Genomic DNA, 21,604 nt, shown 5'->3' with positions numbered 1-21,604 from the left:
CGTTCCCTCAGGCGATATCCAAAACAACATGCCTACTTTGAAGAATCACGCTTCGGATTCATCCGTGCGCGCGCCGGTGCCCGATCAACGTCTGCCCATCCTCGTGGCAGCACGCAACGCCAAGATGGCGCGTTCCGCGCATGCCTATGTTCGCGGCAATACCGCGCGGTTCTACGACTGGCTCGACTCCGTCGAACGCGTCGCCCTGCCTGAAGGTCCCTCGATCTGGATTTGCGGGGACTGCCATATCGGCAATCTTGGACCGGTGGCCGACGTCCGTGGCGAGCTCGCCATCGAGATCCGCGACTTCGATCAGACGGTCGTCGGTAATCCGGCACACGACCTCGTTCGGCTGGGACTTTCATTGGCCTCTGCAGCGCGTGGCTCGGATCTGCCGGGCGTCATCACGGCGCGAATGATCGAGCAGCTGAGCCTCGGGTACACAGATGCCTTTGCGCCGCGCAAGGTATCCCGACCTCTGCTCAAACCAATGACCGTGGCGCAGGCAATGCGCGAAGCAAAGCAGCGCACCTGGCGTCACCTCGCCAGGGAACGGATCGAAGGCGCAACCCGAAAGATTCCTCTCGGCAAGCGTTTCTGGCCAGTGTCGGAAGCGGAGCGAGAAAGCGTTCAGCGGTTGGTCCATGGTGCAGAGGTCCGCAGCCTCGTTACGCGCCTCAGTCACCGTGACGATGCAGCAGAGGTGCGCATGCTCGACGTAGCGTACTGGATGAAAGGGTGCAGCTCGCTCGGTCGACTCCGCTATGCCGTGCTCGTCGACGTTGGACGCGACACCGCCCAAGGCCGCGACTTTTGTCTACTGGACATCAAGGAAGCGATCACTGCAGTCGCTCCGCATGACCGGGATGAAGGTCTTATGCCCCCTGACAATGCAAACCGTGTTGTAGCGGGCGCCAAGGCGATGTCACCGTTTCTCGGGAGTCGCATGCACGCGGATCGCGTATTGCGCCGTTCGGTGTTCGTGCGCGAACTGCTGCCACAAGACCTGAAACTGGAATTTTCCCAGCTGAATGTGGATGAAGCCATGACGGCGGCGTATTACCTTGCTCGCGTCGTCGGTGCCTCACACGCCAGGCAGATCGACGAAGCCACGCGAAAGGCGTGGCGCAAGGAGCTTGTGTCGAGTCACTCGAAGGTGATTGACGCCCCACCTTGGCTATGGACCAGCGTGGTGGAGCTCGTCGCCTCACATGAAAAAGGTTATCTCGACCATTGCCGACGACATGCCCTTGCAACGTCGACTGCGGCGCCGCGCTGAAGGTCTGCGCGGACAGCCGGGTTGCCATTCATAAGCAACCCGGCCATGACTTCAGGCACGCGCGCGCGCCGCATTCCTCAAATCACGAATCTGATCATGATTGCGCTGGGCGCCGTCCGCCTGCTTCTGAACGACCGCGCGAACATCCGCAGGCAGGCTTTGCTTGAGTGCCTTCCTGTAACGCGCAATGCCTGAGTCTTCGCCGCGCTCGCAAGACTCGAGGATCGACAGTTCGCTGTCGGCACCCATGCTGCCCTTGACCTGTACCCAGCCGCGATGCAGGGCACCGGCGGCCGTACCACCCGATGCCGGCTCGCCGCCATAGGCGCGAATCAGCGCGACGAGTTCGTCACCCGCCTGGCGGCAACCTTCGGCGCGGCTCGCAAAAAGTTGCTTCGCATTGGCTGTCTCCACCTGCTCCGCGCAAGTGCGAAAACCATACTCGCCATAGCGTGCGTTCTCGAGCAGATCGTTGAGCACATCGACCACGTCGTCGTTGGACAAATCTTCGTGATTGACGATGTCACTGCCGTTGGCCTGCTTACCGTAGTAGGCGTCGTCTGCACGGTCCCACGCGGCCTGCACGGCAGGTCGTGCCGACGGCCAGTCGAGGCTCGACCGGCCACCACGCGTCGCCGCCCACTCGGTCGCCATTGCCGGCTCGACAGCGTAGAAGTCGGCTCCACGTTGCGCCCTTCCAGACCAGCCCATCTCGTAAGCCGGGCCGTAGTCGTCATAGCTGCGGCCTGCCGTGTAGTAGCTTTCCTTTTCGTAGTTCTCGCGCCAGTACGCATCTTCTTGCGTCGGGTTCACACCTTCGGCTACGGCCTTGCCGCCAAGGCCACCTACGACCGCACCGGCCACCAGGCCGATCACTGTCCCGACAGGGCCCGCGAGCGAGCCCGCTGCAGCGCCTGCCAGTGCACCGCCCGTTGCGCCAACGCCAGTGCCGACCGGGTGCGCGCCGGGTGCGCCGGTGATCGGGTCGCGATTGGGTTCACCCACACCGATTTCGCCATTGTCTGTTGCCATTTCATCTCCTTTAGCGCCTGCTTTGCAAGCTGGGTTGGACCTCTTCGAATGAAGAGGCAAGAGGCAAATATTCATGGGCAAGGGACCTGCGCATGTCATCGGATTCAGACCGATGTCGTAGGCCCGCCGATGCTGCTCGCGCCGGTTAGCAAGCACATGCCGTTCAGGCGACCACTGCCGCTTTCGGTGGATCGTTCTCCCTTGCGTACTGCCGCGGTAAGCCCACTGCAGCGATGAACTCCGCGATCGCGGAATCGGCACTGCCCGCATCCGCCAGCAGCAGACCTGCGTCCGCTGATCCGTCGGGCAGCGTCATCGGAATTTGTGCCTCCGCGAGCAACGCATCGGATGCACCAAAGGCAAGGATCGGCTTGCAGTGCCAATAGGTAGCACGCACGAACTCAAGCGTATGCGCATCAGCGTCAAGGGCTTCTACTGCAGCCGCGCCGTCCGGAAGCACGAGTGCGTCGAACAGGAAGCCTGGCGAATTTTCCATTGTCGCGTCGGCAGCGAACTTCTCCCCGCCGATGCCGACATAGGTGCCGAGTCGCCTCGCGACCAAACGCGGAACCGCGCCTGCTGCGACCAGTGCCGAGACCAGCTTCCCGAGCGAGGCGCCTTCGACTCCGTTGGCTACCAGGATCGCGATCTTGCGCGTGCGAATGCCACCGTCACCGGGGCGAGCCATGAGCGACAGCGCCGGGGACGTTTCGACTTCAGGCACCGCGGGCGCTTCCAATGCCTTGGGCAGTGGCGCAGGCAACTCCATGCCGAGATCTCGTGCAATCCGTGCCGCGAGATCGGGCGCCGCATTGAGCAGGCTGGCGACCACGCGTTCGCGAATGGCCGGCACTGTCACTTTGGACAACTCGAATCGGAATGCATTGCCGATGTGCGCCTTTTCCGCTTCGGTCTGGCTTTCGAAGAACAGCTTGGCCTGCGTGTAGTGGTCGGCAAACTTCTCGGGCTTGATGCGGACCTTGTCTGCGCTCTCTTTGGCATCGAGTCGTCGCGCCACGCTGGTGAATCCTTGGGCGGCACCGGCCTGAAACGGGCATCCGCCGGCCAGCGAGTTGGGCTCATACGCCACGCGGCCGCGGTTGATCGCCTGGCGGTGCATGCCGTCCCGTTGGTTGTTGTGCACCTGAGCGATTGGCGCGTTGATGGGCAACTCATGAAAGTTCGGCCCACCCAGTCGACTGATTTGCGTATCGACATAGGAGTGGATACGACCGGCCAACAATGGATCATTGGTGAAGTCGAGTCCGGGCACGATATGAGCCGTGCAGAACGCAACCTGCTCAGTCTCGGCGAAGAAGTTGTCCGGGTTGCGGTTGAGGACCATCCGGCCGACCAATTGAACCGGCACCAACTCTTCGGGGATGAGCTTGGTCGCATCGAGGATGTCGAAGCTGAACTTTTCTGCCTGCTCTTCCGTGAAGATCTGCAGACCCAATTCCCACTCCGGGTACTCGCCGGCCTCGATGGCTTCCCACAGGTCACGGCGATGAAAGTCCGGGTCCGCGCCAGAGATCTTTACTGCTTCTTCCCAGACCATCGAATGTGTTCCGAGCTTGGGTTGCCAATGGAATTTCACGAGCACAGACTCGCCCGCTTCATTGACCAGCCGAAAGGTATGCACGCCGAACCCCTGCATCATCCGGTAGCTGCGTGGGATTGCGCGGTCGGACATCTGCCACATCAGCATGTGGGTCGATTCGGGCATAAGGGACACGAAATCCCAAAAAGTGTCGTGTGCACTGGCGGCCTGAGGCATCTGGTTGTGCGGCTCCGGCTTCACGGCGTGAACCAAGTCAGGGAACTTGATCGCATCCTGGATAAAGAAAACCGGCATGTTGTTGCCAACCAAGTCCCAGTTGCCTTCGTCGGTATAGAACTTGACCGCGAAGCCGCGGACATCGCGCGCCGTGTCCTTGGAGCCACGCTCGCCGGCGACGGTCGAGAAACGGACGAAGACAGGCGTCACTTTGCCGGCTTCCTTGAACGGTGCGGCTTTGGTGTATTTGGTCAGGGGTTCATAGCATTCGAATAAGCCATGTGCGCCCGAACCACGGGCATGCACGATCCGCTCTGGAATGCGCTCGTGGTCGAAGTGCGTGATCTTCTCGCGAAGGATGAAGTCTTCCAGCAAGGCGGGGCCACGCGCGCCGGCCTTGAGCGAGTTCTGGTTGTCTGCGACCGGGACACCCTGGTTGGTCGTCAACATCTGACCGCTCGAGTCGACGCGCACGCGGTCGAGCATGCCGATGGTTGCATTGACACCCTCACGCGCTGCGGTGCCGACCTTGTCGGAGAAGTTTTGCTCACTCAAAGTACTCGCGGTCGGAAGACGCGAGGGCGCCTCGACAGTGGCACCCTTGGGCGTGTCGAGCGCATTCACCTCGCCGTACTCCGATGGCTTGTTCGGATTGGAAGGCATTGCGCTTGCCATCGCCTGCGTATCGATCGCCTTTTGCGTCGGCAAATCGCCCTTGCCTGCGGCGGGCGGTGCGGGCTGGGCGGGACCGCTGTCCGTGTTGCGAGCGGCCGCGTGCGTGGCGTCGCGTTCTGCGGGAGGAATGCTGGGTTTTTTGGGCATGGCAGTCAGCCGGGCGTTGGCAGTGAGTTGAAATGGGAGCGTCAAGCTACGGCCCGCTCCTTCTCACTTTTGTAGTCCTCGGGCTTGTCCCGACCTGTCAGAAATTCCCGGCAGTCTTACGCGAGTCTTCTGAATTTACGCCTGCGCGGCGTCTTTGCGCAGAGTCGGAATGCCGACACCCGATGCCTCGAAACCGCCATCGACGGCGATGACCTGACCGTTGACGTAGCTCGCCGCGGGGCTGCAAAGAAAGCCGGTGACCGCGGCGATCTCTTCCATCGTTCCATAGCGACCGAGCGGAATGGCATCGTGATAGTCGGCGCGAATCGCTGGCGTGTGCACCAGTTTGGCCATTTCGGTTTCGACCGGTCCGGGTGCGACGGCGTTGGCGCGGATGCCGACTGTTCCGAGCTCGGCCGCCTGCTGTTTGGTGAGGTGGATGAGCGCTGCCTTGCTCGTGCCATAGGCCGCACGCAAGGTGCTCGCCCGCAGACCCGAAATCGATGCGATGTTGACGATCGCGCCGCCGCCCGTCTTGAGCATCACCGGCACGCAAGCCTGCGAGCACAGGAACGCGCCATCGAGATTCGTGGCCATGACGGTGCGCCAATCCTTGAAGGTGTGTTCGCCAATCGGTTTGAATGCCGCCACGCCGGCGTTGTTGACCAGTGCATCGATGCGGCCGAAGCGCGCGACGACCTTGTCGATGGCCGTCTGAACCTGGTCCGGATCGGAGACATCGCAATTCAATGCGAGCACATGCGCGTCATTCGCGAGTCCGGCCTCGGCAGCTGCGAGCGTCGCGTTATTGATATCGAGCAGCGCGACCCGATGGCCCTGGGCAAGAAACCAGTTGGCAACGGCAAGGCCGATGCCGCGTGCTGCGCCGGTCACGACAGCGACCGGCGCTGTGGACGGTGAAGAGGTGGAAGTTTCGATTGCAGACAGGTTGTGCTCCAGTTTTTAGTTGACACGGCAATAGGTTACCCAAGCGGGCGACCCAAGGAAAACGTGAATAGGCGGCGCCGCACAGTTCTTATAAAACATAACCGAATTCGATCCGCACACCCCCAGATTCCGACATCCAAGGAGACAAAGAAATGAAGACTTCCCGCATTGGTTTCCCCGCGGCCCTGCTCGCACTGGCCGCAGCGTTGACCACCGCCCTGCCCGCACACGCGCAAGACAAGCCGGTCAACCTCAAGATGTCGAGCTGGGTGCCGGCGCAGCATCCGCTCAACCCTTCCTTGCAGGCCTGGGCCGACGACATCAAGAAGGCGTCCAACAGCAGCATCACCGCGACGCTCTTTCCGTCGGAACAACTGGGCAAGGCGTTCGACCACTACGACATGGCGCGTGACGGCATCGCCGACCTCGCCTACATCAACCCGGGTTACCAGCCCGGCCGCTTCCCGATCATGGCCGGCGCGTCGCTGCCGTTCCTGTTCGCCAACGGCAAGAGTGGCAGCGCCGCCATCGACGAGTGGTACCGGCCGTACGCCGCCAAGGAGATGAAGGACATCAAGTTCTGCTTCGCCTTCGTGCACGATCCCGGCACTTTTCATGCGCGCAAGAAGATCACGCTGCCCACCGACATCAAGGGCATGAAGATCCGCCCCGCCACCAGCACCATCGGCCAGATGGTGACGGCCCTCGGCGGCACCAACGTGCAGGCGTCTGCGCCCGAGTCGCGCGACATGCTGGAACGCGGCGTGGCCGACGCCATCACCTTTCCGTGGGGCTCGATCGGCCTCTTCGGCATCGACAAGGTCGTGAGCTTTCACATGGATGTGCCGCTCTACGTCACGCCCTTCGTCTGGGGCATGAACAAGGACAAATACGAGAGCATGTCGGCGGCCCAGAAAAAGGTCATCGACGACCACTGCACCAGCGAATGGGCCGAGCGCGTCGCCGCACCGTGGGCCGACTTCGAGTTTGCCGGACACGCCAAGATCGCCGCGCAAGCCGGCCACGAGATCTACAAGCTGACGCCCGAGCAACTCGATGCATGGCGCAAGGCGACGGCGCCGGGAGAAGTGCAGTGGGGCGAGGCCGTCAAGAAGGCCGGCCAGGATCCGAAAGCGGTGATGGACGGCCTCAAGGCCAGTCTCGCAAAGAACAAGGCGGCGCTGTAGTCGATGGATTCGGTGTCTCCTGTGGCCGGCCAGAAGCGCCGGGTCGGCGTGATGGACCGGATGATCAACGGCATCGAATGGCTGGCAGCCATCTTCGTCGGCCTGGTTGCGCTGAACATCTTCATCGCGGTGGTGTTGCGCAAGTTCTTCAACACCTCGATTCCCGATGCCTACGACTTCGGCCGGATGTTTCTCGGCATCCTGATCTTCTGGGGCATCGCAGCGACCAGCTACCGCGGCAGCCACATCACGGTCGACCTGGTGTGGTCGACCGCCGGGCCGCGCATGAAGCGCGCGATCGACGTCTTCGCGACGCTGGTCTTGCTGTTCGTGGTGGCGGTGCAGACCGCCATGCTGTTCGACAAGGTGCGCGGCACTTACGTCGACAACGTGCAGACCTACGACATGAACATCCCGACCTGGCCGTTCTATGCGGTCGCATGGTTCGGCGATGTCTGCGCGGTGCTGCTGATCGGCATCCGTACCTATCGCCTTATCTTTCACCCCGAGCAGCTCGACGAAGTCAAGCCTGAACAGAGAGCAGACGAATGAGCGCCGATGCGATCGCGGTATTGGGTTTCGTCGCGCTCTTCGCGCTGATGCTGTTGCGGGTGCCGGTCGGCATGGCGATGGGGCTGGTCGGCGTCACCGGCTATGCGTGGATCGTCGGGCCGATGCCCGCGCTCAAGCTGGTCGGCCAGACCTCGATGCGCACCGTCACCGACTACACCTTCGGCGTCATCCCCATGTTCATGCTGATGGGGGCGCTGGTGTCGGTGTCGGGCGTGAGCCGCGAACTCTTCAAGGCAGCCAACTCGATGATCGGCCACCTGCGGGGCGGACTCGGCGTGGCCACCGTGCTGGCCTGCGGCGGCTTCGCGGCCATCTGCGGCTCGTCGGTCGCCACCGCGGCGACCTTTTCTGCCGTGGCTTATCCGGAGATGCGGCGCTTCAATTACCCACAGTCGTTTTCGACCGGGGTGATCGCCGCGGGCGGCACGCTCGGCGCCATCCTGCCCCCATCGACCGTGCTCGCGGTCTACGCCATCCTGACGCAGCAAGACATCGGCAAGCTCTTCATGGCCGGCATCATCCCCGGCCTGCTGGCAATGCTGATGTACGTCATCACCATCGCGATCATCGTCAAGGCACGGCCCGACTGGCTGCCGGCCGGCGAGAACAAACCCTGGTCGGAACGCCTGGTCGACCTGAAGAACGTGTGGGCGCCGCTGGTGCTTTTCATCTTCGTGATCGGCGGGCTCTACGGTGGCTTCTTCACGCCGACCGAGGCGGGCGGCGTGGGCGCGAGCGGCGCCTTCATCCTCGGCCTGGTGCGCGGCAAGCTCGATGGGCCGAAGATTCGCGAGGCCTTGCTCTCGGCCACGCGGACCTCGGCAGCGGTGTTCACCGTGCTGATCGGCGCCCTGCTCTTCGGCTACTTTCTAACGATCACGCAGAGCCCGCAGAAGCTGACCGAATTTTTGACCAGCCTGGGCATCGGCCGCTATGGGGTGCTGGCGCTCATCATGCTGATGTACCTGGTGCTCGGCTGCCTGATGGACGCCATGGCGATGATCATCCTGACGGTGCCGATCATCTATCCGGTGATCGTGCACCTGGGCTTCGATCCGATATGGTTCGGCGTCATCATCGTCATGACGGTCGAACTCGGGCTGATTCATCCGCCGGTGGGCATGAATGTCTTCGTCATCAAAAGCGTGGTGAAAGAGGTGAGCTTCACGACCATCTTCAAGGGCGTGCTGCCCTTCATCGTGACCGACATGCTGCGGCTGGTGATCCTCATCGCGTTCCCGATCATCGCGCTCTGGCTGCCCACGCGCATGGGCTGACGGGGATGAACGGGGTCGCGCTGTGCTGCAGCGCGGTTCGAGACGGTAGCGTTCAAGACGCCAGGGTTCAGGACGCTAGTGCGGGGCCGGCTGATTCCACCAGCCACCACCGAGCGCCTGCAGCAGCGCGACGGTGTCTGCATAGCGACTCGCGCGCGCCTGCACCGCCGTGCTCTTGGCCTGGCTCTCGATCAACTGGGCACCGAGCACTTCGAACAAGCCGGTGTCACCCGCATTGAAGCGGTGTTGCGCAGCCCGCAACGACCGCGCGGCAGCCTCCTCGCCCTGCGCGGCCGCATCGACCATCCGCGTGTCGTGGTCGAGTGCCTGCAGTGCATCGGCAACGCTCTGGAAGGCGCCGATCACCACACCGCGGTACTGCGCCCTGGCCTCTTCATAGGTCGCCTCGGCAGCGCGTTGGCGGTGAAGCAGCGTGCCGCCATCGAACAGCGGTTGCACGAGTCCTGCGCCCAGTGCCCAGAAGCCGGTGCCGGGTCCGAACAGGCTGCCCACAGTCAGCGCGGTCGAACCAGCGTTCGCGGTGAGCGTGATGGCCGGCAAACGGGCGGCCACGGCGACCCCGATCTGCGCACTGGCCGACTGCAGTTGCGCCAGCGCCGCGCGCACATCCGGGCGCTGGTCGGCCAGTTGCGACGGCAGGCTCAAAGGCAGCGCTTTGGGCAGCACGAGGTCGGCCAGCTCGAAACGCTCTGGCAGTGCCTCATCGGGCCGCTGACCGAGCAGGGTCGACAACTGGTTGCGTTGCAGCGCGAGTTGTTTTTCAAGCAGCAGCATCGCGCCCTGGGTCTGCGCCAGCAGACTTTCCTGGGCGGCGGTGTCTGCGATGCCGATGGCACCCAGTTTTCGTTGCCGCTGCAGCAGCAGGAGTTGGCGTTGCTGCAGCTGCACGGTGTCGTTCGCGGCGGCGATCTGTCCGCGAATCGATGCCTCGGTGACGGCAGCCAAGACGACGTTGGCGGCCAGCGTCAGGCGCGTGGCCTCGTACAAAAATTGCTGCGCGTCGGCCTGCGCCTGCTGCGATTCGAGCAGTCGCCGATTGCCACCGAAGACATCGGGCGTGTAGGCGATGTTCAGCTGCGGCGTGTGCAGGTTGAAGATGTAGCGGTTGTCATTTAGCGGCGACGACAGCGTGGTGGACGAGGACTGCCGGCTCGACATCGTTGTCACGCTGACCTGCGGAAAGAAGGCGCCGCGCTGCGCTTCGGCGTTTTCGCGCGCGGCATTCAATGCGGCCTGGGCGGATTCGATCCCGGGGTTGTTCGACAGCGCGCGCGCCACCAGTCGGCTCAGCGCGGGCGACTGAAAAAGCGCCCACCACATCGCCGGAATGTCGGTGCCGCGGGTGACCACGGCAACCGGCGCGGCGGTGTAGCCCGGCGGCGCCGGTGTTGGAGGCGCAACGAAGTCGGGGCCGACAGCGCAACCAGCGACCAGTGCCAGCGAAACTGCTGCAAACCCATCTCGAAGAAACATCATGGCGTGCCCGGGACAACGGTAGCGCCACTCGGAGCGGCCGCCGGTTCGAGATCCTCATTTCGCTTCTGCTTGCCGCCCGCGAAAATCGGATAGAGCAATGGCAGCAGCAGCAGCGTGAACAGGGTTGCCGACACCACGCCGCCGACGATCACCACGGCGAACGGGCGCTGCGTCTCGGAGCCGATGCCATGCGACAACGCCGCCGGCAACAGGCCCAGACCGGCCATCAGCGCCGTCATCAGAATCGGGCGCAACCGGGCGACGGCGCCCGCCACCGCATTCTCGAAAAGCGAGACCGACGCATCGAGGTTGTCGGCAATGTGCTCCACCATGATCACGCCGTTCTGCACCGATATCCCGGCCACGGCGATGAATCCCACCGCCGCCGACACCGAGAAGTGAAGCCCCGCGATCGCCAGGCCGGCAATGCCGCCGATCAGGGTGAACGGCACCAGCACCAGCACCAGGCAGGCGTACCGGACCGAGCCGAAAGCCCAGAACAGCAGCGAGAAAATCAGCAGTGCGCTGATCGGCACGATCACGGCGAGCCGCTTGACGGCGCGCTGCTGGTTCTCGAACTGGCCGCCCCATGTGATGCGGTAGCCCGGTGGCAACACGACCTGTGCTGCTACCGCCTGCTGCGCCTCGTCGATGAAGCTGCCCTGGTCGCGCCCCAGCAGATTGGCTTTGACCGACGCATTGCGCTCACCGCCTTCGCGGCTCACCCGCGAGGCACCCTGACGCAATGCGATCTGCGCGACCTGGTCGAGTGACACGGTGCCGGCGCCGTCCGGCAGGTTGACCTGCAATGCTCCGATGTCGTCGATCGATGCGCGCGCGCCTTTCGCAACTTGCATCGTCACGTCGAAGCGCCGGTCGCCCTCGTAGAAGCTGTTCACCGCCACGTCGCCCAGCGCGCTGCCGATGACCGTGTTGACGTCCGCCACGCTGATGCCCAGCCGCGCGAGCCGCCGCCGGTCGACCTGGATGTCGACTTCGCTCTGGCCGCCGATGCGGATCGCCGCGACGTCGGCCGCCCCGCGCAATCCGCGCAGCACGGCGGCGATCTGATCGCTCTTCTTTTCCAGCACCTGCAGGTCGGGCCCGTAGATCTTGACGGCGATCTCGCCCTTGACGCCGGACAACGACTCCTCGACGTTGTCTTCGATCACTTGCGAAAAATTGGTCGGCACGCCAGGCAGCGCTTTGAGGCGGCGAGTCATGTCTTCCACCAGCGCCTGCTTGTCGGCAAAGTGCCACTGGCTGCGTGGCTGCAGGTCGGCCAGGATCTCCAGGTTGTTCGGCCCCTTGGCATCAGTGCCGTCGTCGGGCCGTCCGACCTGTGTGATGACCCGGCGCACTTCCGGATAGCTGCGCAGCACGGCACGCACCTTGCGCTCCACCTGCTTGGTGGTGTCGATGGCGGTCGAGGTCGGCAAGGTGATGGCCAGCCAGATATTGCCTTCGTCCAGCTTGGGCAAGAACTCGCTGCCGAGCAGCGGCGCCAGCAACAGCGTCACGCCCAGCACCACCAGCGACAGGGTGAAGACGATGACGCGCCGCACACCACCCCACAAGAGCAGGCGCTGGTAGCCCGACTGCAGGTTTTCCATCCACTGGCTGCGGCGCTCGGCCATGTTGGCGCCGCGCATGGCAAAGCGCAGCAGCGTCGGCACCAGCGTGACGGTCAGCACGAGCGCGCCGAGCAACGCGAAGGTCAGCGTGAAAGCCACGGGCGCAAAGATCTTTCCTTCGACCCGCTGGAAGGTGAAGATCGGCAGGAACGCGATGATGATGATCCCCTTGGAGAAGAGGATCGGCCGGCCCAGGTCCACCACGGTTTCGCGCAACACCCGCAGCCGCGAATGAAAGGTAAGCGCCTTCTGGTAGGCGGCGCCGGGCCTCAAAGACGTTTGCGCTGGCGCCGTCACCGAGAGGCTCCGGTCCAGGGCGAGCCGGACCATCAACGCCTCCACCAGCACGACGGCGCTGTCGATGATGATGCCGAAATCGACAGCGCCGAGCGAGATCAGGTTGGCCGGTATGCCGCGCAGGTCGAGCATGATGAAAGCGAACAGCAGCGACAGCGGGATCACCGTCGCGACGATGACCGCGGCACGCCAGTTGCGCAGGAACACGACCAGGATGACGATCACCAGCAAGGCGCCGGTCACCAGATTCTCGACCACCGTGTCGACCGTCTGGTGGATCAAGTCGGTCCGCGTGTAGACCACCGGCAAGGTCACGCCTCGCGGCAGGCGCGGCGCCAGCGCCGCCATGGCCTGTTCGACACCCGCCACCACCACGGCGGCGTTTTGACCCTTGGTCATGCTCACGACGCCCTCGACGACGCTGTCGTGATCGTCGTAGGCGACGATGCCCGACCTCGGCTTGTGGCCGAGTTCCACCTGGGCGATGTCAGACACCAGCACTGTGCGGCCTTGCTTGGCCTGCACGATCACCTGGCCGATGCTGGCGAGCGAATCGACCAGTCCGATACTGCGCACGACCAGCGCCTCGTCGCCTCGGCGCAGCACCCCGCCACCGACGTTCGCGCTGTTGTTGGTCAGGGCCAGCGCGACCTGGTCCAGGGTCACGCCGAAACGCTTGAGCCGTGCCGGGTCCACCAGCACCTGGTACTCCTTGACCGTGCCGCCAAAGCTCGCCACGTCGGCCACGCCCGGCACCATGCGCAGGGCCGGGCGTACGACCCAATCCTGCAGCGCACGCACGTCGTTCTCGGCCATGTCCGGCGGCGCCTGCACGACATAGCGCAGTACCTCGCCGACGGCGGTGGTGAGTGGCGCGAGCGTTGGCTGCACACCCGTGGGCAGCGTCACGTTGCCCAGATGTTCCAGCACTTGCGAGCGCGCGAAGTAGTTGTCGGTGCCATCTGCAAAGGTCAGCGTGACCACCGACAAACCGGTCATGGAGACCGAGCGCAACTGAGTCTCGCCCGGCACACCGGTCATCTCGCGCTCGATCGGCAGCGTCAGCGTTCGCTCGACCTCTTCCGGCGCGGAGCCGGCGCTCAGAGTGATGATCTGGACTTGCACATCCTGCACGTCGGGAAAGGCCTCGATCGGCAAGTGCAGGACCGCATTGATGCCGAAGGCGGCCAACGCCACCGTCATCACCAGCACGAAGACCGGCTGGGCCAACACGAAGCGAACGAACTTATTCAGCATGGGCAGGAAACTCGGACGCCAGCAAGAGCGCGCCTTCGGACACGATTCGCTCGCCGGCATGCAGGCCCGCCGACAGATAGCTGGTATCCGACCCGCTCCATCGGAGCTGAACAGGCCGCCGCGCAAAAACGCCCGGCTCCTGCTCCACGATGACGAAGTTCTGCATGCCGTTGAGCACCAGGCTGCCGTTGGGTACCCGGATCGCCGTTGCCTCCGTGTCGGAGAGAAAAGCCACGCGCGAGAACATCTCTGCCCTGAGCCGACCGTCGGCGTTGGCGATCTCGCAACGCACCTGCAGGCGACGCGATGCGGCATCGAGCGCGGCGCCCACGTGGCGCACCACGCCGGCAAAACGCTGGCCGGGCCAGGCATCGACTTCGAGTTCCACCGGCTGCCCCGCGTGCACCGCATTCAAGGCCGTTTCGGACACGTCTGCCAAGGCCCAGAGTTTTGCCGTGTCGGTGATGACGAACAGCGGGTTGGCCAGATCGGGGCGCACTTCCATGCCGGCGTTGATCTGCCGGTCGACCACCACGCCGTCGATCGGCGCCCGGAGCACGAAGCGACCTGAACCGCTGACCGTTGCCGTTGCCGTTGCCGTTGCCAGGTTGTTCATCCGCTGGGCAGCGCGACGGGTCTCTGCGACGGCCTGCTGCAAATCGGCCTCGGCCGCCTCGTTGTCCTTGCGCGAGCCGGTTTCGGTTTCGGCCAGCGCCCGGGTGCGCTCGACGCTCTGCCGTTTGTGCGCCTCGTCGGCTTTCGCCTTGGCCAGGTCGGACTGGGCGGACGCCAGGTCGGGCGAGTCGAGTTCAGCCAGCGCGGCGCCACGCCGCACGCGGTCACCGGCCTGGACCATCAGACGAACCACGCGACCCGCGACCGGCGAGCTGACCCTGGCCGTCACGTCTTCGTCATAGGCCAGGTGGGCATTCGCCGGCGGCAGCGCCGGCAGTGGCACAGCCTCGACCGGCGTGATGCGGATCGATGCGAGCTCAGGTGCATCGCGGGCATAGCGCAGCAAACCGGCGCCGGCCACCGGGGGGCTCGCGGCCGCCGCGACGGTAGCGCCTGGTGCAGCCGATGGGGCTACAGCCACGGCCGCCGCGTGCCGCGCGACCTTCGTCCCGATGCCGATGCCCGCAGCCAGCACGAGCAAAAGGACGGTCAGCGTCCGCCAGCCGGAATGCGCAGATCGACGCGAGATTTTCATTGAGAAGCGCTGCCACGAAGCCAGAGAGGAGCGCAGCCTAAGGGTCGTGGTTTAAAAATAGATAACGGCCGCATCGCCTAGAGTCGCGCAGTGGACGCCCTGATTCTTATCGTCGAAGACGACCTTCAAATTGCGGAGCTGCTGGGCCGCGAGCTGCAGCATCGCGGCTACCGAGTGCTGAAGGCGCACAACGGCGCGCAGGCGCTCGTGAGCATGCGGCGCGACCTGCCGGCCTTGGTACTGCTCGACATGGGGTTGCCGGACATGGACGGCAGCGACGTGCTGCGGCAGATCCGCGAAGCCGGCAACTCGCTGCCTGTCATCGTGCTGACCGCACGCGACGAGCAGCACCAGCGCGTCGGTGGGTTGCGGGCCGGCGCAGACGACTATGTGGTCAAGCCTTTCGACATGGCCGAACTCGACGCACGCATCCAGGCCGTGCTGCGGCGCGGCGGCCATCCACAGGCGCAGCGGTTGTCCGCCGGCGCGCTATGCCTGATGTCCGATGCCGCACGCATCAGCCTGGACGGCGTACCACTGAGCCTCACGCCGCGCGAGTTCCAGCTGCTGCAGCGCCTGATGGGCAACGTCGACCGCGTGGTCACCAAAGCCCAGCTGACTGAAACGCTGATGGCTTTTCATGGCGACGTGGCCGGCAAGACCATCGAGGTCTACCTGCACCGCATCCGCCAGAAGATCGCCGGCCACGATGTCGAGATCGTGACGGTGCGTGGCTTCGGCTACCTGCTGCGCCGTTTGGCGAGCGTGTCGTGAGAGCGCCCACCCGGAGCCCCGACGACAGCCTGCAGCGGCGCCTGGAAACACGTCTGCTTTGGCGCATGGCAGCGCTCTTCCTGCTCAGCGGCGCGCTTTCTTACGGCATCACGCGCTACTACGTGCACGAGGTGTTCGACCGCTGGCTCTACGACTCGGCCAACAGCCTGGCACAGGCGGTACGACAGATCGGCCCGCGCGCCGGACTCGACCTGCCGCGCTCTGCCGAGGCCATGTTCCAGTGGGACGACGAAGACCAGACCGTGTATCGCGTGGTCGGTTCGCGCAGCGGCTACATCGCCGGAGTGTCAGAAGCGCCGCGGGAGCCTGAGGCGCCGGAAGTGTTTCGCAATGCGCGCCTGTTCGATGCGGACCTGGGCGGCCACGCCATGCGCTGGGCCATCGTCGACGTGCCGCTCGCCAGTGCGGGCGAACAGGTCTCGGTAATGGTCGGAGAGACCACGCGCAAACGTCGCCACCTTGCGGGCGAGATTCTGCTGGCCGTGTGGATTCCGCAGTTGGTGTTGCTGTTGCTCGCAGGCTGGGTACTGCACCGCGTGATCTTTTTTCAGACCCGCAACATCCTGTCGCTCGGCAACGCATTGCGCGACATGAGCCACCGAAGCTTGCAACCGGTGCCTGAGAACGGCCTCCCGGCCGAATTGCGCCCTTTGATCGAAGCATTGAATGCGGTGATCGGTCGCCTCGAACTGGCAGGCCAGGCACAGCGCGCGTTCATCGCCAACGCCGCGCACCAGCTTCGAACCCCTCTGACTGCGCTGAAATTGCAGGCCGAGCAGGCCTTGCGCAGCGAGAGTCTTCCGGTGATGCGGATATCGGTCGTCGAACTGCAGCAATCAGCGCAGCGCGCGGTGCGACTGGCCAATCAATTACTGCTGCTTTCTCGCGCAGAGCCGGAAGCTCAAAGCGACGCGAGCCGGGACCGCGTCGACCTGAGAGTGCTGGCTTTCGAGGCGTCGCGCGAGTGGGTCTTCCGCGCGTTGTCGGCGGGACTCGACTTCGGCTTCGACGACGCATCGGACCACGCCTGGGTGATGGTCGATGCGGCGCTCGTCCGCGAGGCCGTCAACAACCTTCTGGACAACGCGCTCAAGTACTGCGTGTCCGGCGCCCGCGTGAACGTCAGCGTGTCCGTTGGCTCAGGCCACGCGTTCATCGCGGTGGACGACAGCGGGCCTGGCATCGAGCCCGCCGATCGCGAACGCATCACCCAGCGATTCCAGCGTGGCAACAGCGTCGAGGCCGAAGGCAGCGGCCTTGGCCTGGCGATCGTTCGCGAGATCGCGAAAGCTCATGCCGGGCGCCTGGTGGTGCAGAGCTCGGCGCTGGGCGGTGCCCGGTTCGAGTTGCACTTTCCGACTCATTCCCTCCATGGCTTTTCTTCAGCGCGATGAAACTTCGACACAACCGCATTTACCGGCAATTGCGGGCCCGGCCCCGCCTGCTCGTCGCCACGCTCACCGCAATCCTGGTGGGTGTGCTGTTCCCCGCACGGCTCGAAGCGCATCTGGTCACCCGACTGCTGATCGCATGGAACACGGGTGCGATGCTCTATGTCTTTCTTGCGGTCGGCATGATGACCCGGTCGTCCCGCGAACACATGCGCTACCGGGCAAGGGCACAGGACGAAGGGCAGTTCGTGATTCTCACCCTGGTCGTCATCTCTGCCATTGCGAGTCTTGCTGCCATCGGCGGCGAACTCACGGTGGTCAAGGACATGCACGGTACAGCGAAGGTCGCGCATATCGGACTCGCGGCACTGACGGTCGTGTCGTCCTGGACCTTCACCCAGATCATGTTCGCGCTGCACTATGCGCACGACTATTACGCGGCGCAATCCGACGGACGCAAACCAGGCTTGAGCTTTCCAGACGACGACGAGCCGGACTATGGCGACTTCTTCTACTTTGCCGCCGTCATCGGCACCTCGGGCCAGACGGCCGACGTGTCTTTCGTCTCCAAGATGATGCGTCGCATCGGCTCGGTGCATTGCATCCTGGCCTATCTGTTCAATACGACGGTGCTCGCCCTGCTGATCAACATCGGAGCGAGTCTGTTCTGAACTTTTGCGGTACCGGGCGCCTCGGCAACGTTCAGGTGAATCGCCCGAACCAGAGCATGGACAGCGCAGCGGCTGCGATCGCAATTACCGCAGAGAACAGTGTCACCAAGCCGGTGAGTTCTGTCTCGCGCTTCAGCACCACCACGCGCGAGCCGAGGTTCTGGTAGACGGTGCGCAGCGTCTCGGCGGTGCCGGCGTGGAAGTATTCGCCGCCGGTCATGCGCGCCACTTCGCGCAACGTCGGTTCGTCCAGCTTCATGTAGATGGCCATGCCGTCGGGCGAGGAAACGTCACCCTCTACGGTCCCAAGTCCCACAACGTAAATGCGAACGCCACGATCGGCCGCCATCTTTGCCGCCGCCAGCGTGTCGAGTCCGGAAGTCCGGCGGCCATCGCTCAGCAGGATGATCGCTGCAGAACCGTACGACCCTGGCGCCACGGGCGTGATTTGCTTGGGCGGCGTTTTGGCCTTGTCGTCGAGGCTGCGGCCCTGCGGTCTGCTGCCGTAGGTCATCTCGGTGAGATCGATGCCGTCGTCGGGGAACAGCTCCGCGAGGCTCACCACGATGGCATCGCCAATGGCCGTGCCGAGCTGCATCTGGAAGGCATCGATGCTGGCGGCAACGGACTCGCGGTCGAGCGTCGCACGCTGGGTGACCGTGCTGCTGCCGGCGAAGGTGATGAGCCCGACTTCGACATTTTTCGGCAGTTCCCGCAGGAACATCTTGGCCGCCTCTTGCGCCGCCACGATGCGACTCGGTTTGACGTCGGTGACACGCATGCTGAGCGACACGTCGATTGCCATCAGGATCGATGACCGGGCCCATGGCAGCGGCACGCGCGCCACCGGGCGCGCCGCAGCGAAAAGCAACCCGACGCAGGCCAGCAAAAGCAGCGCGGGCGGCAGGTGCCGCCGCCAAGCGCGGCCCGATGCAGCCGCGCGGACGACGCCCAGGCTGCTGTAGCGCAAAGCCGCGCTGCCCCGACGCCGCTGCAGCCATACATAAGCCACCGGCAGCAGTGCAAGCACCGGCAAAAACCAGAGGTACTGAGGCCAGAGGAAGAACATGGGCGGCGCGTGACACCAGAAAAGCGGGACAGCAAAACTTCCCCGCGGAGCATCAATATCCTGCCTGCGAGAGCTTCATTTCGCAATCAGCGAGCGGTGCAATATTCGTTCCCGGCCACATTCGCCTCAGGTCGCGGTGCTGTGCACCGTACCTCGCACCGCCCAGGCGCGCGCAACCAATGCGATCGAACCGTCCGCTGCCGTGGGCAGCGTTGAGCGAAGCCGCTCACGCAGCGCCAAGCGGGCCTCTCCGCCCAGCGACATCGCATAGGCTGGCGCTGGAAAGTTTCCGGCCAGGAACGGACTCCAGTAGTCGTCGAAGTCGCGCAACACGGTCGGTACGTCGAGCGCGCGCACCTCGACGTCAACCAGCCCCGCATCGGCGAACAGCGCCTGCAACGGATCCGGTTGGCACAGCGGGAAGCGCAATCCCTCGTCAAGTGCGCCGGCGGCTGGGTCAAGGGCGATGGCGGCATCCCAGAAGTACCGCATGAGCTCCATTTGCCCCCGGTAGTCCCACACGCAGGCCGCGACCCGCCCGCCGGGATGGACCCTGCCCGCCATCGCCCGCGCCGCAAGGCCGGGCTCCGGCAAGAAATTGAGAACCAGCGCAGACACCGCCGCTTCGAACCGCGGCCCTTGAAGCGCCAAGATCTGTGCATTGCCGACTTCGAATGTGGCGAGCGGGCTTGCGACGTGGGCGCGTGCATGCGCGATGAAGTCCGGCGAGAGGTCGACTCCCACCACTGCCGCGGGTTGCGACCGCGCGAGGATGGTTTCGGTGAGTGCACCGGTGCCGCATCCGACGTCGAGCCAGCGCGAGCTTGCGGGCACGTCGAGCCAGGGCAGGAACGCCTGCGCTACCGCGCGGCTCCATCGGCCGACGTAGCTTTCGTAGAGGTCGCCTGCGGCCCATGTCTCACCGGACTTGACTGTCGTGATCGCCATGTCGATTCCTCGGTTTGTGGTGACGTTGGATGATTCTCCGCAGTGGGCGGACGGGCGCAAGGACCGCGCCGCAAGCAGGCGACGCAACGCGTACAGCGCTAACCGGCAGCACCCCCGTCGGCCAAATGGCGCAGCCGCGCCAACAACCCGTCGACGCCCTCCTCGATCATGTCGAAGGCTTCAATGAACGCGGCCTGGTCGCCGTACCAGGGGTCGGGCACGTCGCGGTCTTGCGCCCCTGCAAAGTCCATCATCAAAGCCACCTTGCTGGCGTGCACCGGCGCAATGCGGCGCAGCGCCGCAGCGTGCGCGCGCGTCATGCCGACAACGTGATCGAAACTGTCGAAGTCTTTTGCAGTGATCTGCCGCGCACGGTGATCGGGCATCGCGATGCCGCGGCGTTTGGCTTCGGCAACGGAGCGTCGGTCGGCCGGATTGCCCCGCTCTTCGTCTGAGACGGCGGCGCTGTCGACGCGCACCGCAAAACCGGCTTCCTGCGCCTTGTGCACGAGCAGCGCATGCGCGGTCGGCGAGCGGCAGATGTTACCGGTGCACACGAACAGCACCGATGGCGACGTTTCGGTTGTCACAGGATCAGCAGCGCCCTGAAGTCATTGACGTTGGTGTGCGTCGGGCCGGTCACCAGCAGATCACCGATGGCGTCGAAGTAACCGTAGGCGTCGTTGCGGTCAAGATGCGCGGCCAGCTTGCGACCCTTCGCCTCGGCGCGCGCCAGCGTGTCGGGCGTGACGAAGGCACCGGCGTTGTCTTCGACGCCATCGATCCCGTCGGTGTCGGCCGCCAGCGCCCACACGTCGGCCTGGCCCATCAACACACCGGCCAGGCCCATGCAGAACTCTCCGGCGCGGCCGCCACGGCCTTTGGGTTGACCGGGCTGACGCGGTCGGATGGTCACCGTGGTTTCGCCGCCCGACAAGATCACGCACGGCCTGGCGAAAGGCTGGCCGCGCTGCGCTACGGCACGCGCCAGCGCCCCGTGCACCTTGCCGACCTCGCGCGATTCGCCTTCCATTTCATCGCTCAGGATATGTGCCTCGATGCCGGCCGCACGCGCCGCAACCGCCGCGGCTTCGAGCGATTGCTGCGGCGTCGCGATCAGGTGTGCGGTGTGACCCTTGAACACGGCATCGCCCGGCTTCGGCGTTTCCAGCGCACCGCTTTCGAGGCCGGCGCGCACGGCCGGCGGAATGTCGATCTTGTAGCGGTCGAGGATCGCCAAGGCCTGCGCGCAGGTCGTGTCGTCGGGGACGGTCGGACCGCTGGCGATGATGCCCATGTCGTCGCCGGGCACATCGCTGATCGTCAGCGTGACGACCCGTGCCGGCGCGCAAGCTGCGGCGAGCCGCCCGCCTTTCACGCGCGACAGGTGCTTGCGCACGCAGTTCATTTCGCCGATGTGAGCGCCACTGTCGAGCAGTTGCTGGTTCACGCGCTGCTTGTCCGCCAGCGTCATGCCCTCGGCCGGCAACGTGAGCACCGACGATCCACCGCCGGAGATCAGGCACAGCACCAGGTCGCCGGCAGTCAAGCCTTCGGTCAGCGCGAGGATGCGTTCGGCGGCCTTCATGCCGGCCTCGTCCGGCACCGGATGCGACGCCTCGACCAGTTCGATGCGCTGCTTCAATCCTTCAGGCCGCGGTGGAACGTGGCCGTAGCGCGTGACGACCAGGCCCGACAGCGGCGCGTCGGCCGGCCACAGGGCTTCGAGCGCCTGCGCCATCGAGCCACCCGCCTTGCCGGCGCCGATGACCAGCGTGCGGCCCTTGGCGGGATCGGGCGGCTCGGGCAGGTACGCGCCCATGCTGGCCAGCGGCAGGGCGCGCTGCACCGCGATGCGGTAAAGCTGCTCGAGAAAACGGCGCGGTGCCGCGTGCGGATCGGCCAGTTCAGTGATGGGTTTCGATGCGATCATTTGTGTC

General features: G+C 64.7%; 17 protein-coding genes. 7 read left to right on the top strand and 10 right to left on the bottom strand.

The annotated features are described in order from the left end of the window. Positions 1–28: 28 nt before the first annotated feature. Positions 29–1,279 (top strand): DUF2252 family protein, encoded by a 1,251-nt coding sequence (locus tag RCH10_RS17085; RefSeq protein ID WP_409053375.1) that lies wholly within the window; start codon positions 29–31, stop codon positions 1,277–1,279. 51 nt (positions 1,280–1,330) lie between these two features. Here the strand turns inward: RCH10_RS17085 and RCH10_RS17080 are convergent, their stop codons facing one another. The 3 genes from RCH10_RS17080 to RCH10_RS17070 form a co-directional block, all read right to left on the bottom strand. Continuing rightward, positions 1,331–2,311: a ferritin-like domain-containing protein gene (locus RCH10_RS17080; RefSeq protein WP_409053302.1), complete on the bottom strand. Its 981-nt coding sequence runs from the start codon at positions 2,309–2,311 to the stop codon at positions 1,331–1,333. 163 nt (positions 2,312–2,474) lie between these two features. Beyond that, positions 2,475–4,910: a catalase gene (locus RCH10_RS17075; RefSeq protein WP_409053301.1), complete on the bottom strand. Its 2,436-nt coding sequence runs from the start codon at positions 4,908–4,910 to the stop codon at positions 2,475–2,477. Positions 4,911–5,045: 135 nt separating this feature from the next. Beyond that, the gene (locus tag RCH10_RS17070) at positions 5,046–5,804 is read right to left on the bottom strand and encodes an SDR family NAD(P)-dependent oxidoreductase (RefSeq protein ID WP_409053300.1); all 759 of its coding nucleotides are present in this window, start codon (positions 5,802–5,804) and stop codon (positions 5,046–5,048) included. Positions 5,805–6,010: 206 nt separating this feature from the next. Here RCH10_RS17070 and RCH10_RS17065 point away from each other — a divergent pair, with 206 nt between their 5' ends. Genes RCH10_RS17065 through RCH10_RS17055 form a run of 3 tightly spaced genes read left to right on the top strand, consistent with a single transcriptional unit; the run spans position 6,011 to position 8,895 of the window. After that, on the top strand, positions 6,011–7,045 hold the full coding sequence (locus tag RCH10_RS17065; RefSeq protein ID WP_409053299.1) for a TRAP transporter substrate-binding protein: 1,035 nt from the start codon (positions 6,011–6,013) through the stop codon (positions 7,043–7,045). A 3-nt stretch (positions 7,046–7,048) separates the two neighbouring features. After that, entirely contained in the window at positions 7,049–7,597 is a 549-nt protein-coding gene (locus RCH10_RS17060) for a TRAP transporter small permease (RefSeq protein ID WP_261802234.1), read from the top strand. Further along, positions 7,594–8,895 (top strand): TRAP transporter large permease, encoded by a 1,302-nt coding sequence (locus tag RCH10_RS17055; protein WP_409053298.1) that lies wholly within the window; start codon positions 7,594–7,596, stop codon positions 8,893–8,895. Before RCH10_RS17060 ends, RCH10_RS17055 begins: the two co-directional genes overlap by 4 nt. A gap of 75 nt (positions 8,896–8,970) precedes the next feature. Here RCH10_RS17055 and RCH10_RS17050 read toward each other — a convergent pair whose 3' ends face one another. The 3 genes from RCH10_RS17050 to RCH10_RS17040 are packed head-to-tail and all read right to left on the bottom strand — an operon-like array spanning position 8,971 to position 14,790. Further along, positions 8,971–10,392: an efflux transporter outer membrane subunit gene (locus tag RCH10_RS17050; RefSeq protein ID WP_409053297.1), complete on the bottom strand. Its 1,422-nt coding sequence runs from the start codon at positions 10,390–10,392 to the stop codon at positions 8,971–8,973. After that, positions 10,389–13,580, bottom strand: coding sequence for an efflux RND transporter permease subunit (locus RCH10_RS17045; RefSeq protein WP_409053296.1), 3,192 nt, complete (start codon positions 13,578–13,580; stop codon positions 10,389–10,391). Before RCH10_RS17045 ends, RCH10_RS17050 begins: the two co-directional genes overlap by 4 nt. Then, positions 13,570–14,790, bottom strand: a complete 1,221-nt coding sequence (locus RCH10_RS17040; protein WP_409053295.1) for an efflux RND transporter periplasmic adaptor subunit — start codon at positions 14,788–14,790, stop codon at positions 13,570–13,572. Before RCH10_RS17040 ends, RCH10_RS17045 begins: the two co-directional genes overlap by 11 nt. A 90-nt stretch (positions 14,791–14,880) precedes the next feature. Between RCH10_RS17040 and RCH10_RS17035 the strand changes: the two genes are divergently transcribed. The 3 genes from RCH10_RS17035 to RCH10_RS17025 are packed head-to-tail and all read left to right on the top strand — an operon-like array spanning position 14,881 to position 17,647. Continuing rightward, on the top strand, positions 14,881–15,564 hold the full coding sequence (locus RCH10_RS17035; RefSeq protein ID WP_187050904.1) for a response regulator transcription factor: 684 nt from the start codon (positions 14,881–14,883) through the stop codon (positions 15,562–15,564). Beyond that, positions 15,561–16,979, top strand: coding sequence for a sensor histidine kinase (locus RCH10_RS17030; protein WP_409053294.1), 1,419 nt, complete (start codon positions 15,561–15,563; stop codon positions 16,977–16,979). Before RCH10_RS17035 ends, RCH10_RS17030 begins: the two co-directional genes overlap by 4 nt. Continuing rightward, entirely contained in the window at positions 16,976–17,647 is a 672-nt protein-coding gene (locus RCH10_RS17025; RefSeq protein WP_187050902.1) for a DUF1345 domain-containing protein, read from the top strand. The genes RCH10_RS17030 and RCH10_RS17025 overlap by 4 nt, the downstream gene beginning before the upstream one ends. Positions 17,648–17,678: 31 nt before the next feature. Here the strand turns inward: RCH10_RS17025 and RCH10_RS17020 are convergent, their stop codons facing one another. The 4 genes from RCH10_RS17020 to RCH10_RS17005 form a co-directional block, all read right to left on the bottom strand. Beyond that, positions 17,679–18,716, bottom strand: a complete 1,038-nt coding sequence (locus RCH10_RS17020) for a VWA domain-containing protein (RefSeq protein ID WP_409053293.1) — start codon at positions 18,714–18,716, stop codon at positions 17,679–17,681. Between the two features lie 126 nt (positions 18,717–18,842). Beyond that, positions 18,843–19,664, bottom strand: coding sequence for a class I SAM-dependent methyltransferase (locus RCH10_RS17015; protein WP_409053292.1), 822 nt, complete (start codon positions 19,662–19,664; stop codon positions 18,843–18,845). Between the two features lie 98 nt (positions 19,665–19,762). After that, positions 19,763–20,254 carry a low molecular weight protein-tyrosine-phosphatase gene (locus RCH10_RS17010; protein ID WP_187050900.1) on the bottom strand — a complete coding sequence of 164 codons (492 nt, stop codon included), beginning with the start codon at positions 20,252–20,254 and terminating at the stop codon, positions 19,763–19,765. Continuing rightward, complete coding sequence (locus RCH10_RS17005; protein WP_409053291.1) at positions 20,251–21,597, bottom strand: glycerate kinase; 1,347 nt, start codon at positions 21,595–21,597, stop codon at positions 20,251–20,253. Before RCH10_RS17005 ends, RCH10_RS17010 begins: the two co-directional genes overlap by 4 nt. Between the last annotated feature and the right edge of the window lie 7 nt (positions 21,598–21,604).

This window comes from Variovorax sp. GrIS 2.14 (genome assembly GCF_046115955.1).
Classification (GTDB): Bacteria; Pseudomonadota; Gammaproteobacteria; order Burkholderiales; family Burkholderiaceae_C; genus Variovorax.
This window is presented reverse-complemented; position numbering and strand designations above follow the sequence as displayed.